This is a genomic window from Syntrophaceae bacterium (assembly GCA_013177795.1).
In the GTDB taxonomy this organism is placed as follows: domain Bacteria; phylum Desulfobacterota; class Syntrophia; order Syntrophales; family UBA2192; genus UBA2192.
The window spans coordinates 431,050-443,460 of sequence record JABLXY010000001.1; the positions used below are offsets into that span (position 1 = coordinate 431,050).

A 12,411-nucleotide genomic window follows, 5' to 3' on the forward strand; every position below is an offset into this window, starting at 1 on the left:
CGGCGAAAGGTGTGAAGCACATGCAGGAAGTCGACATCCTCATCGAAGGCGGCACTGTCCTGACCCTCGACGACGCAGATACGATCCTTCACGCGGGATCGGTGGCGATCCGGGGCGACAGGATCCTCGCCGTCGGCCCCCGAGCCGACATCGGCGGCCGCTACCGGGGCCGGACGGTCATCGACGCAGCGGGCCGCGTCGTGATGCCAGGGCTTGTTAACGCCCACACCCACGCGGCCATGACCTGCTTCCGGGGCATCGCCGACGACATGGAGCTCATGGAGTGGCTCAACAAGTACATCTTCCCCGCCGAGGCGAAGAACGTGGATGCCGAGCTTGCCTACTGGGGGAGCCTCCTGGCCTGCGCCGAGATGATCCGCTCGGGCACGACGTGCTTCTGCGACATGTACATCTTCGAGGACGAGACGGCGAAGGCGGCCAGCCTCGCCGGGATGCGCTGCCTGCTGGGCGAGGTGCTCTTCGACTTCCCCTCCCCCAACGTCAAGACCCCCGACGAAGGCCTGGCCTACACGGAGACCCTGATCCGGAAGTGGGCCGGCCATGACCTCGTGCGGATCACCGTGGAGCCCCATGCCCTGTACACCTGCTCGCCCGATCTGCTCAGGAAGTCCAAGGCACTGGCCGACCGCCACGGGGTTCCCCTGTCGCTGCACCTGCTGGAGACGAAGTCGGAGCGCGAGGGCCTGACGGAGAAGCTGGGCGCAAGCCCCGTGCGGTTTCTGCGCGATGCGGGCCTGCTCGACGAAAACCTGCTGGCCTTCCACTGCGTCTGGCTCGACGAGGCGGACATCGAGATGTTCGCCCGCGCCGGTGCGAAGGCCGTCCACAACCCCGAGAGCAACATGAAGCTCGCCTCGGGGGTGGCCCCCGTTCCGGCCCTGCAGGCCGCCGGGGTCACGGTGGCCCTGGGGACGGACGGCTGCGCCAGCAACAACAACCTCGACATGCTCCAGGAGATGGACACGGCGGCCAAGCTGCACAAGGTCTCGCGGCTCGACCCCACGGCGATGAGCGCAAAGACCGTCCTGCGCATGGCCACCGCGGAAGGGGCCCGCGCCCTCGGCCTGGGCGCCGAGACGGGCAGGCTCGCCCCGGGCATGAAGGCCGACGTGATCACGCTGGACTTCAACCGGCCCCACCTCACGCCCGTCTACAGCGAGTACTCCCACCTCGTCTACTGCGCCTCGGGTTCCGACGTGGACAATGTCGTGATCAACGGCCGCCTCGTCATGGAGAACCGGAAGATCCTCACCTTCGACGAGGGGGAGGCCATGGACCGCGTCAACGCCATCGCCCGGCGCATCCGGGCAAGCCTCGGGATGTGAGGGGACGAGCGATGCCGACGGCCCAACCGATCGACCTTCTCGTCTCCGGTGGCACGCTGCTCACCCTGGCAGGCCCCCACGCTGCGATCGACGACGCGGCCGTGGGCATCTCGGGCGGCACGATCCAATTTGCCTGCGCCCGCCGCGACGCGCCTCCTGTGATGCCCCGAGAGACCCTCGATGCCGCGGGTTGCCTGGTCATGCCGGGCCTCATCAACACCCACACCCACCTGCCCATGACCTGCTTCAGGGGGCTTGCCGACGACCTGCCCCTGATGGAGTGGCTCCACGAGCACATGTTCCCCGCCGAGGCGAAGCACGTCAACCGCGAGATGATTTACAAAGGGGCCCTGCTGGGGATGGCCGAGATGATCCTCTCGGGGACGACGACGTGCTGCGACAGCTACTTCTACGAGAGCAGCGTCGTGCAGGCCGCCGTCGATGTGGGGATGCGGATCGTGGCGGGCCAGGGGTTCATCGACTTCAAGCCCCCCGACGCGGAGGAGCTGCGCAGGAAGGCCGCTGCGGCGGAGAGCTTCATCGCGAAGTGGGGCCCCCGCGCCCCCATGGTCACCCCTTCTCTCTTCTGCCACTCCGCCTACACCTGCGACCCGGAGACGCTGCGGACGGTGAAGCGCGTCGCCGACGCAGCGGGCGTGCCCTTCATGATGCACCTCTCGGAGACGAAGGATGAGGTCGACATCATCCGGTCGCGCTACGGGGCGAGGCCCGTACACCACCTGCGCTCGCTCGGGCTCCTCGGGGGCAAGTGCGCGATCGTGCACGGGGTCTGGCTGGAAGACGACGAGATGGACATCCTGGCCGAGAGCGGGACGGGCCTCTGCCACTGCCCCGAGAGCAACATGAAGCTCGCCTCGGGGATTGCCCCCGTACCCGAGCTTCTCGCCCGCGGCGCGGCCGTGGGGCTGGGCACGGACGGCTCGGCCAGCAACAACGACCTGGACATGCTGCTGGAGCTCGACACGATGGCGAAGCTGCACAAGGTGGCGACGATGAACCCGACGGCGATGGACGCCGAGACGGCGCTGCGGATCGCCACGATCGGGGGCGCGCGGGTGCTGGGGCTCCAGGACCTCGTCGGGACGGTCGAGCCCGGCAAGCGGGCCGATCTCATCGTGATCGACCTGCGCCGGCCGCACCTCACCCCCCTGTACCACCCCTTTTCTCAGGTCGTCTACGCCTGCCGCGGAGGCGATGTGAGGGATTCCATCATCGACGGGAAGGTCGTCATGAGAAACCGCGAGCTGCTCACGCTCGACGTGCGGAAGATCATGGACGACGTGCGCGAGATCGCCGAGCGGGTGAAGAGGGGATGACGTTGCGTTCGCGCCTCCGGATGCTGAGAACCTTCTCGCAGCTGAAGCACGCCTCGCCCTGCCCGTCCGTGAGATCCACGGTGAACCGCCACTCCGTCCTGCCGTCCTTCGCCGCGGCGGCGCGGATCGCCTCCAGCTCCTCGTCGCCGATGCGGAAGGTTGCCCGAAGCGTGGAGCGCCCGGGCTTGCGGAACCGGAGGGTCGCCGCCTTGTCCCAGACTTCGTAGCCGGGGCCGAGCAGCTTGATCAGCATGATCATGTAGACGGGGTCCACGGCGCCGTACATGCTCCCGCCGAAGATCGTCCCGACGTAGTTGCGGGTGCGCCAAGTGAGCGGCAGCCGGATGCGGACCTCCCGCCAGTCCGACGCGATGTACTCCACACGCGCCCCGGTCGCCCGATAGACCGGGAACCAGTTGAACCCCCATCGCTTCAGGCGTGTTTCCCACGACTCGGCCATCTGTCATCCCACCCCGTTGAACCGTACGTCAAGGCGGGAGGATTCTAGCACAGGGGGCCCGTAAAGGGTAGACCGCCGCGATCGCGGGAATGCTTAGACATCCCCTTCCCGGTTGTGATAAAAATATGAAGGAAAATGCGCTTTTCATGCATGGTCGGTTTCGGATGGGATGCAAGGGTATCCGCATGACACCAACAGGCGATTTGAAAAAGCTGACGGATGAATTCGAAAAAGGGATCGCTCTGGAGAAGTGCAGGCAGTGCGGCTGCATGAAAGGGGCCCTGGAGGAGATACGCAGCCGATTGGAAGCAGACGCAGGCCCGGAGGCCGAAGCACTGAAGCGGAAGGCAGAAGAATGGCTGGGCAAGACGGAGGAGAGCCTCTACACCTGACTGGGCTGCAGGCACTGCCACCCGGCGGTGGCGATGAATCAGTTTCACGAGGCCTTCCCCGATGAGGGGGAATCCGGTTTCCCCGTCACCGTGACGAAGGCCGCCGAATGGCCCCCCGTGGCCGGGGAATACGTCGTTCTCCGCGGGAACCGGAGCTGCCACGTCGCCGTCTCCACCCTGGCGAGCGCCGCCCTGACGGAAGAGATCGCCCGCCTGGCCCCGAAAGACCTCTGCATCGTCGGGAAGACGGAGACGGAGAACATCGGCATAGACAAGATCATCCAGAACACGATCACCAATCCCTCCATTCACGTGCTCATCGTCGCCGGCAGGGAACCGGAAGGGCACAGGAGCGGCGCAACGCTGCTGGCTCTCTGCGAGAAGGGAGTGGACGAAAAGATGATAGTGATCGGGTCGCCTGGCAGAAGGCCCGTTCTGAAAAATGTCTCCCGCCAGGAGGTGGAAGCCTTCCGCAGCCAGGTCAGGGTCATCGACATGATCGGCTGTGAGGATGCCGGGGCCATAGCGCAAAAGGTGCGTGACCTTGCAGAAAAGATGCACCTTTCCTGCGGCACGGGGACCCTCGCCAGGACCGTGAAGCCGCTTGCCCTGAAGCCTGCGGAGATTGTCAAGGCGGAAGAAACGACGGCAGCCGAATTGGACCGGAAGGGCTATTTCGTGATCCTGCCGCTGCCGGAACGGGGGATCATCTCGGTCGAGCATTACGCGAACGACAACACGCTCCTCAGGCGCATCGAGGGGAAGAATGCCAGAAGCCTTTATCACACGATCATCAGAAAAGGCTGGGTCTCCCAGCTCTCCCATGCCGCCTACCTGGGGAAGGAACTGGAACGTGCTGAGCTTTCGATGAAGCTGGCGTTCCCGTACATTCAAGACGGATTTTGAGAGAGAACGGCCATCGCTTCTTTCATACGGCGAGATTGCCGTTGGCTGTCTGCCCGGCTATGCCCCTGCGACAGGAGCAAGCAGGGTCAGGATTCCCAAGACGACGAACAGCGCCGCCGCCACCCATCGCATGATCTTCATGTTGACCCGCTGCGCCAGGGTCTCGCCCATCCAGACGGCGGGGATGTTCGCGAACATCATGCCCAGCGTCGTACCCATGACGACCGCAACCAGCGAATCGTAGCGTGCCGCAAGCGCAATGGTGGCAAGCTGGGTCTTGTCGCCCATCTCCACCAGGAAAAAGGCGATCAGCGTTGTCAGGAAGACGCCCGCATCCCGGAGGTTGCGGTTTTCCTCCAGCTTGTCCGGTATCAGTGCCCAGGCGCCGAAGGCAAAGAAGGAGACGGCGACGATCCACTTGAGGGTCTGGGGGGAGACGAGGGTGGCCAGCCACGCGCCGACGTACCCCGCGGCGAAGTGATTGGCCAGGGTGGCACAGAAGATCCCCAGAATGATCGGCCCATTGCGTTTCAGTTTCGCCGCAAGCACGAACGACAGCAGCTGCGTCTTGTCGCCCATCTCGGCCAGCGTCACGACCAGAGTCGAGAGAAAGAAAGCTTCCACGGTTGATTGCCTCCCTGGAAAGAAGTTCGGCCCCTCGGTCCGAGCGGCCCCGGGAATCGCCAGGGAGGCCGTTCAAAAAAAAAAGCGAGACCTCAGCATGACGATTCGTCACACTAAAGGTCTCGCTAATCGGCATTCGCCGACGGCAAGGCCAGGCGATATCCCGCCAGCATGTTGACCTTGCCTCTCTAACTACTCCCCTTTAGAACGGCTGTCTTTTAATACACCCCGTACCGGATGTCAATCTCAAAATGCCGCGGGATGCCGGAACGGAAGAAGTCACCTCCCGAGGATCTCGTCCACTTCGTCCTGGGAGAGGACCTGGGCGACATAGCGCTCCCCCGTGAGGGCCTCGATGTGGGCGACGAAGGACCTCAGGTGGTTCCCGGAGCCACGCTCGAGATTCCCGTAGACACGCCGAAGGTCGGTCTTCGTTGTCCCGTCGATCGCGGCCCGGAGATCCCGGATGTCTGCCTCTTCGATCAATGCGCCGGCTTTCATGGCCTCGAGGAGCGACGTCCGCCCCTGCGTCACCAGTGTTTGGTAGAGTTCCTGAAGCCTCGTGTTGTTGAACACCCCGATGTGCGGAGATGCGGGGTCGGCGATGCCGTACTTGACGAGGAGCCTCGCCACGGCATCCATGTGCCTCTGCTCGGATTCCGCGATGTTGCCGAAATTCGGGGTGCCCCACGACTCGTATAGGGCGCTGTAGACATCGCGGGCCATCTTCTCCTCTTCCCGCACAAAGGCGAGCTGCTCCTGCTCCTCCGGCGTGAGCCCGGCGGCCAGCACCTGTGCTGCCGACAGGACAAGCATCGCAGCGATCAGCCCCGATACGGCCGCACGCTTGAATGTCTTCCTGATCATTGTAAAACCTCCTGGCTGAATGATTCGACACGCACCGACCGCAGTCGGCGGCTTTTCGCATACCCATGAGCAAGCGGGATGCCAGGGCCCGTGATCGCGGCGGACAGATTGAAATCGCGGCGGTTTTCCCCGGCAGCCATTTCCCGCGGTGTTGCCGGGTCATGCAGGTTCTGCATGGAGCGCGCAAATCCTGCGCCGGCGGTCATGTCCGCCCCTTTCCTCTGCCGGGCTCTCCTTGACAACCGGGCATAGTTCCCCCTATATGGTCCATGAGGTCGTTACGACATTCGAGCAGGCGGTCGCGTGGAACCCATGAGATACCTCCTCCCCTTCCGGGCGGGTCTGTTTGTGCTGCTGGCCATTTTCACCGCCGCCCTGGTCTACGTGACGCATCAGAATGCGGCCATCGCCCGATCCCTTGCGTCGAAATCGCTGGAAAGCACCGCCCTGGCTCTTTCCACAGCCGCGGAAAACGCCCTGCGGCGGTTCGGCAGCGACCGGGAGCAGGTGCGGGAGATCCTCTCGGACCGCGTCATCGCCTACGCGTTCATTGCCGCCCAAGACGGGACGATCCTGTTTCACACAAACCCGGCGCGGGTCGGGGCGACCCTGACCCGCGAGGAGATCGGGGACTGGCATCCCGGTCCCGCCGCGGGCCGGCCGATCCTGCTCGGAACGGGAGTCCCCGCCTGGGAATTCGATTTCCCCCTCCACCGCCCCGACGGCACGGAAGAAATGCTGCGGCTGATCCTCAACACGACGCAGGCGGATCTCGTCTCGTCCTGGACCGCGCGGATGTGGTGGATCGTCGGCTCCGTTCTGGCTCTCCTCTGGGCCGTGGGGCTTCTCTTCGAGCGGGCGGTGACGCGCTACGTCAGGCTGCAGGCGCTCCAGGAGGAGAAGGAACGGCTCTCGCTCATCGGCCGGATGACCGCCGTGCTGGCACACGAGATCCGGAACGCCATCACGGGCGTCAAGGGCTACGTGCAGTGGGCCGACGAAAAGACCGACGCGTCGCAGCCGGCGAAGACGGCACTGAAGGCCGTCCTGCAGGGAACGGGCCGGATCGAGACGCTCGTCAACGAGCTTCTGCAGTTCTCGAAGGAGGAGGAATACCGGGTGGAGCCCGTCGCCCTCGCCCCGATCGCCTGCGAAGCCGTCCGGGACGGCCTGGCGTCGTGGGACGGCAAGGCGGAGGTCCTCGTCGGGGAAGGCATCCTCGTGCGGGCCGACCGTGACAGGCTCTACCGCGCCATCGCCAACGGCATCCGCAATGCGGCGGAGGCCGCCGGCCCGGGGGGATCGATACGGGTGTCGGCCGCAGCCGAGGGGAGCCGGGTTGCGCTGCGCATCGAGGACACGGGGCCGGGTCTCACCGCGGAGGCCGCCTCGAGGGTCTTCACGCCCTTCTTTACGACGAAGACCGACGGCACGGGCCTGGGCCTCGCCTATGCCCGAAAGGTGATCGGCGGCATGGGGGGAACGATCGACCTGAAAAACAGGAAAGACACGCGGGGGGCCGTCCTGGACATCCGGCTCCCGGCCGCCTGAGGTGTATCCATGAAAAAATCCATCCTTGTTGTCGATGACGATCCGATGATCCGCTCGTTCATCGCGACGATTTTGAAGGAGGAGGGTCACCGTGTCGAGGAGGCGGAATCAGGCAGAAGCGGCCTTGCAAAATTCCAGGCCGCGGAGTTCGATCTCGTCGTCACGGACCTGCGGATGCCGGACCTCTCGGGGCTGGACCTGATCCGGGAAGGCCGGAAACTGCGCCCCGAGTCACGGTGGGTCATCATCACGGCCTACGGCTCGATCGGCAATGCCGTCGAGGCGATGAAGGTGGGCGCCTCGGATTACCTGACGAAGCCCTTCGGCAGCCCGGAGGAACTGCGCCACGTGATCCGGCGCGTGCTCAAGGAGGCGGACCAGGAACGAAAGCTCTCTCTCCTCGCGGAAGAGCTGGGCAGGCACTACCCGCCGTCGGAACTGATCTTCCTGGGCAAGGCGATGGTGCCCGTCAGGCGTCTCGTCGAGGAGGTCGCACCCACGCCTGCGACTGTCCTGCTGACCGGTCCCAGCGGGACGGGAAAGGAGCTGGTGGCGAGGCTGATCCACCAGTGGAGCCCGCGCCGTGACGGCCCCTTCGTGGGCGTACACTGCGGGGCGCTGGCCGAGACCCTGCTGGAGAGCGAGCTCTTCGGGCACGAGCGGGGGGCCTTCACGGGGGCCACGGCGATGCGCAAGGGCCGGTTCGAGCTGGCCGACGGAGGCACGCTGTTTCTCGACGAGATCGGCGATGTGTCCCCGGCGATCCAGGTCAAGCTGCTCCGCGTCCTCCAGGAGAGGCAGTTCGAGCGGGTCGGCGGCACCCGGACGCTGACCGTCGACGTGCGGATCATCTCGGCGACCCATCGGGACTTGCGCGCGGCCGTCGCCGAGGGCCGGTTCAGGGAAGACCTCTATTACCGCCTGAGCGTCTTTCCCATCGAGCTGCCGCCGCTGAGGGAGCGAGGCGACGCCATTCTCCCCCTGGCGGAGTACTTCGCCGCGAAGTTCGGGGCCGCCTTCGGAAAGCGTGTCCCGGCGCTCTCCGAGGATGCGAAGAGCGCCCTCGTCTCCTACGGCTGGCCCGGGAACATCCGCGAGCTGCAGAACGTGATCGAGCGGGCCGTCATCCTGTCGGCGGGGACGATCGAGGCCTCGCAGCTCAACCTCGATTTCGAACCCGACCGCCGCGGTGCGGCCGAGGGCCTCCTGAAATCCAGCGAGCGGGAGCTGATCCGGAAGGCGCTGGAGGAATCGGGCGGAAACCGGCGGAAGGCGGCCGAGGTTTTGGGCATATCCCTGCGGACGCTGCAGTACAGGATCAAGGAGTTCGGCCTGTGAGCGGCTTGTGCAAGCCTTGCGCTGCGTGTGCAGATTTTGCGCGGCGCCGGAGCCTGCAGGCCGCTTCCGGACAGAGAATACGTTAATGATTTCAAGCTTTTGAGAATTCCCGGCTGAATGGCATCCGCTTTGCTCATAGAGGCGTCAAGATCATGCCGAAAGGAGCAAGACCGATGAAGTTCAAAACATTTTTGATGATTCTGGCCTCCGCATCCCTGATCGCAACGGCCCTGCCGGGTGACTCGGACGCCCGGGGCGGCGGGAGAGCCGGGGGGCAAGGCGGCCAGGGCCCGGGCCTGCAGACGCAATCCATGGAGCAGAACCAGGTGCGCGAGCAGAACCGATACCAGCAGGGCAAACAGGCACAATCCAATTCCGCACAACAGAAGAAGGGCAACACCTATGGCCCCGGCGACGGAACGGGCAACAAGGGTGACAGGCCGCTTGACGGGACGGGCTACGGCGCCCCCGCCAACCGGTAATCGACCCGCGGCGACACGGGGCAGGATGGCCCTTGCCCTCCTGCCCCTTGCGGCGCTCCTCTTTCTCGTCGGCACCGCGGCGGCCGACGAGCGCGGCCTCGTGCTGCCGGGGAGCGGCATCCACTACCCGGACGGCTTCGACATCAACACGGTGGGCGTCATACGAGGGAAGGCATCCGATATCCAAATCCCGGAGAGCGGGCCCGTCCGCTTCCGGGTCGCGTCGGAAAGGGACACCTATACGGTCCTGGCGTCCCCGCCCTGGTACTGGAATGACCTGAAAGGAAATCAGGTGGACGGGACGACCGTCCAGGTCCGCGGCTCGAAGACCCTGGGCAAGGACGGGAACCTGTACCTGATCGCCCAGGAGGTCCTGATTCTTCCGTCGAACAGGGTAATCGTCTTCCGCGGTGAGGATGGGTCTCCGTCTTGGCGGGGAGGCGGTTTCAGCGGCGAGCGAAAGGGCGGGTTCGGCTCTCCCATGCACGGAGAAGGCGCGGGCCGCGGCATGGGGGCAGGAGGTCGGGGAAGAAGATGACACACGTTGGCCGGAATGTCGGAAAATGCCTGTCGATCGCCATGCTGGCGACGGCCCTGCTTCTTGCTTCCGTCCCGAATGCTGCGGGGTCCGACTGGGAGCTGGGAGCCCGTCTCGGCTACGAGTCCAACGTGAACCGATCGCTGGACGACGCCAAGGGGGATACGGCGTTGACGGTCCATGGCTCGTACGCCCGATTGCCGTCGGGGGAGTCGCGGGTGGATTGGACCCTCAAGGCCACGCTCTCGGGGTCGGCCTACGCGAGCGAAAGCGACCTCAACCAGATCAGCGGTTTTGTCGCCCCCGGGATATCCGTTTTCCTCAATCCGGTGTGGAGCCTGAACGTTGCACCCTTCCTCAGGGGCAAGGCGGTCAGCGATTCGGAGCAGTCGGCCCTCGCCTATGGCGTCCGCGCGTCGCTGTCGCAGCGGTGGACTCCCCGGTTCTACACGGGGCAGTATTACGTCTACACGAACAGCAGCGCCGATGAGGAGATCTATTCCTATTCCGAGAATGCCGTCGGCGTCCTGGCGGGTGTGAACTGGACCGCGGCCTTCTTCACGGAAATCGGCTACGAGTTTGCCCACGGGGATTCGTTCGTCACCTCGGCGTCGACGATCACGGCTCCGTCGATGCCTGCACGCGGCCGGGGCTACCGCTACGGGTACTCGCAGGCATTCAACGCCCTCGTCGTCAAGGACACCGTCGACCGGCATTGCCTCAGCGTCAATGTCGGCTACGACATCACGAAAGCGATCTACGCGGTTTCGGGTTACTCCTACACGAGTGAGAGCGGGAATCTCGGTTCGCTGGACAGCCACGCGGTCTTTGTGGGGCTGGGCTACCGCTTCTAGGCCGTCAGGCCTCAACCGACGATGGAGGCCCGAGCCGTCTGCACGAGCCCCCCGGATTTTACCAGTCGATGCCCTTGGATTTCAGATACGACTGCATCTCCCGCAGACCGAGCCTCGCCGCCCTCTTCATGTCCTCCAGGGCCTGTTCCCTGTCCCCCTGCGACCAGCACAGGGACGCCCGGTTGCAGTAGGCCTTGACGTACTGGGGATCGACCGTGACGGCGCTGGTGTAGTCTTCGACGGCCTTCGAATACCGGCCTGCCCTCTCGTGCGCGATGGCCCGGTTGAAGTAGATTTCCGGCGACCGCGGGGCATGCTCCAGGGCCCTCGTGTAGTCGCTCACGGCGCGCCCGTAGTTCCTCACGGCGAAGTAGGCGTTGGCCCTACGGAAGGCGGCGATGGCCTCGTCAGGGACCATGCCGCCGGACTGCTCGATGCGGGCATCCGCCTCGGGCCCAAAGGCCGGGGGGCTGATCTGGATCTCGGCAAGGCTCTCCGGCGACGGGTCGCGCCCGGACCAGCCGTTAGCCGGTTCCCGTTTCGAACCGGCCGGTATGTCCGTAATCCCCAGGATGTCGGCGAGTCGATCTTTCATCGGAAATTGACCGGTCTGCGCATCACCCTCCCCTTGATCCCCTCCCGTCGAGGGAGGGGAAACGAGTGGGCCGTTTCTTCAAAGCAACCAGGAGCGCATCATGTCAGGGTGCGCATCCACGTCCAATTCTTTCCTTGCCGGGCCGCACAGCAATGCAGGGCAAGACGGCGAACAAAGGAGTCAACAAGAGGGGAAATGAAAGAGGTATGCCGTGCCTTCCGCGCGGGCCATGCGCCGGCAGACACCATGACGTCATAGACCGCGGCGCGGCATGGCCCTGCCCCGGTCAACCGTCCGACAAGATTGGCGTGATTGCGATACCCCGATTCCGGCCTTCCCCTCCATCGGCCGAATCCAGATGAATCATAGATCGATTGGATCGATCCGTAAAGCAAAAAAATGGGACGGGGGTTGCCTCCCCGTCCTTTTTGCTGTAGAGGTGTCCCATCTCTGCACTTCGAAACAGGGGGTGGCCATGGCGATCGTCACGTTCCGAGCCGAATCGATTCTCAGGGAGGGCCTTTCCGTGGAGAACCGGGCGGGCAAGTTCACGGTCCTCATGGACGAGCCCGAGACACTGCGGGGGACAGACACGGGGATGAACCCTGTCGAGATGCTGCTGTGCTGCCTGGGGGCCTGCCAGTGCATCGTGGCACGCCTGTTTGCCAAGGCCCGGAAGATCCAGGTCCAGGACTTCCGCGTCGAGCTGGAGGGCGACCTGGATCCGGACGGGTTTCTGAGGGGCAAGGACGGCGTCAGGGCCGGGCTCCACGAGATCCGCTACACCGTTCACATCAAGACGGACGCGGATGAGGAAAAGGTCCGGGAATTCATCGAGTTCGTCAAGAGTCGATGTCCCGTCAACGATTCCCTGCTCGGGCACGTGCCCATCGTGCAGAAGGGGATCCTCATCGAGAGGTGAGGTCTATTTCCCCCCCCGGCGGGTCACGAAAGGCGGCGTTGGGGTTCACCATGGGGTCCCATGCGCATTTCGGGCAGTAGTAGGCAGGCCAGACGCACCCGCAGCCCGAACCGATCAGCTCGAACTGCGCGCAGGCCTCGCAGACGGCCTCCCCGCATCCCAGGCAGAGCACGAACACGGCACCGGCTCGGCATGAATG

Annotated in this window: 16 protein-coding genes; 10 read left to right on the forward strand and 6 right to left on the reverse strand. The window is 64.8% G+C overall.

Translation table 11 applies throughout. From position 1 onward, the window contains the following. The first annotated feature begins 20 nt into the window (after window positions 1-20). Window positions 21-1,346 carry an amidohydrolase gene (locus tag HPY67_01935; GenBank protein NPV03476.1) on the forward strand — a complete coding sequence of 442 codons (1,326 nt, stop codon included), beginning with the start codon at window positions 21-23 and terminating at the stop codon, window positions 1,344-1,346. A gap of 11 nt (window positions 1,347-1,357) precedes the next feature. Next, complete coding sequence (locus HPY67_01940) at window positions 1,358-2,683, forward strand: amidohydrolase (GenBank protein ID NPV03477.1); 1,326 nt, start codon at window positions 1,358-1,360, stop codon at window positions 2,681-2,683. On the opposite strand, the gene HPY67_01945 is transcribed toward HPY67_01940, so the two are convergent. Next, complete coding sequence (locus HPY67_01945; GenBank protein NPV03478.1) at window positions 2,637-3,143, reverse strand: DUF4442 domain-containing protein; 507 nt, start codon at window positions 3,141-3,143, stop codon at window positions 2,637-2,639. The two genes, HPY67_01940 and HPY67_01945, sit on opposite strands and share 47 nt — an antisense overlap. A 125-nt stretch (window positions 3,144-3,268) precedes the next feature. On the opposite strand from HPY67_01945, the gene HPY67_01950 reads away from it, so the two are divergent. Next, window positions 3,269-3,535 (forward strand): hypothetical protein, encoded by a 267-nt coding sequence (locus tag HPY67_01950; protein NPV03479.1) that lies wholly within the window; start codon window positions 3,269-3,271, stop codon window positions 3,533-3,535. Window positions 3,536-3,568: 33 nt separating this feature from the next. Beyond that, entirely contained in the window at window positions 3,569-4,441 is an 873-nt protein-coding gene (locus tag HPY67_01955) for a hypothetical protein (protein NPV03480.1), read from the forward strand. Window positions 4,442-4,498: 57 nt separating this feature from the next. On the opposite strand, the gene HPY67_01960 is transcribed toward HPY67_01955, so the two are convergent. From HPY67_01960 to HPY67_01970, 3 genes are all read right to left on the reverse strand, one after another. Beyond that, window positions 4,499-5,065, reverse strand: coding sequence for a TMEM165/GDT1 family protein (locus HPY67_01960; protein ID NPV03481.1), 567 nt, complete (start codon window positions 5,063-5,065; stop codon window positions 4,499-4,501). Between the two features lie 279 nt (window positions 5,066-5,344). After that, the gene (locus HPY67_01965) at window positions 5,345-5,932 is read right to left on the reverse strand and encodes a DUF2202 domain-containing protein (GenBank protein ID NPV03482.1); all 588 of its coding nucleotides are present in this window, start codon (window positions 5,930-5,932) and stop codon (window positions 5,345-5,347) included. Then, window positions 5,929-6,138: a hypothetical protein gene (locus tag HPY67_01970; GenBank protein NPV03483.1), complete on the reverse strand. Its 210-nt coding sequence runs from the start codon at window positions 6,136-6,138 to the stop codon at window positions 5,929-5,931. Before HPY67_01970 ends, HPY67_01965 begins: the two co-directional genes overlap by 4 nt. Before the next feature lie 97 nt (window positions 6,139-6,235). On the opposite strand from HPY67_01970, the gene HPY67_01975 reads away from it, so the two are divergent. The 5 genes from HPY67_01975 to HPY67_01995 all read left to right on the forward strand — a co-directional run bounded on the left by HPY67_01975 (window position 6,236) and on the right by HPY67_01995 (window position 10,695). Beyond that, a complete protein-coding gene (locus tag HPY67_01975) occupies window positions 6,236-7,483 on the forward strand; it encodes a hypothetical protein (protein NPV03484.1) in 1,248 nt (415 codons plus the stop codon). A gap of 9 nt (window positions 7,484-7,492) precedes the next feature. Beyond that, window positions 7,493-8,821 (forward strand): sigma-54-dependent Fis family transcriptional regulator, encoded by a 1,329-nt coding sequence (locus HPY67_01980; GenBank protein ID NPV03485.1) that lies wholly within the window; start codon window positions 7,493-7,495, stop codon window positions 8,819-8,821. A gap of 173 nt (window positions 8,822-8,994) precedes the next feature. Beyond that, window positions 8,995-9,303 carry a hypothetical protein gene (locus HPY67_01985; protein ID NPV03486.1) on the forward strand — a complete coding sequence of 103 codons (309 nt, stop codon included), beginning with the start codon at window positions 8,995-8,997 and terminating at the stop codon, window positions 9,301-9,303. A gap of 25 nt (window positions 9,304-9,328) precedes the next feature. Then, a complete protein-coding gene (locus tag HPY67_01990) occupies window positions 9,329-9,841 on the forward strand; it encodes a hypothetical protein (protein ID NPV03487.1) in 513 nt (170 codons plus the stop codon). Then, entirely contained in the window at window positions 9,838-10,695 is an 858-nt protein-coding gene (locus tag HPY67_01995) for a hypothetical protein (GenBank protein NPV03488.1), read from the forward strand. The genes HPY67_01990 and HPY67_01995 overlap by 4 nt, the downstream gene beginning before the upstream one ends. Window positions 10,696-10,753: 58 nt before the next feature. Here HPY67_01995 and HPY67_02000 read toward each other — a convergent pair whose 3' ends face one another. Next, complete coding sequence (locus HPY67_02000) at window positions 10,754-11,290, reverse strand: tetratricopeptide repeat protein (protein NPV03489.1); 537 nt, start codon at window positions 11,288-11,290, stop codon at window positions 10,754-10,756. A gap of 475 nt (window positions 11,291-11,765) precedes the next feature. On the opposite strand from HPY67_02000, the gene HPY67_02005 reads away from it, so the two are divergent. After that, complete coding sequence (locus tag HPY67_02005) at window positions 11,766-12,212, forward strand: OsmC family protein (protein NPV03490.1); 447 nt, start codon at window positions 11,766-11,768, stop codon at window positions 12,210-12,212. Here the strand turns inward: HPY67_02005 and HPY67_02010 are convergent. After that, window positions 12,199-12,390 (reverse strand): hypothetical protein, encoded by a 192-nt coding sequence (locus HPY67_02010; GenBank protein NPV03491.1) that lies wholly within the window; start codon window positions 12,388-12,390, stop codon window positions 12,199-12,201. The genes HPY67_02005 and HPY67_02010 overlap by 14 nt on opposite strands. Window positions 12,391-12,411: the final 21 nt, after the last annotated feature.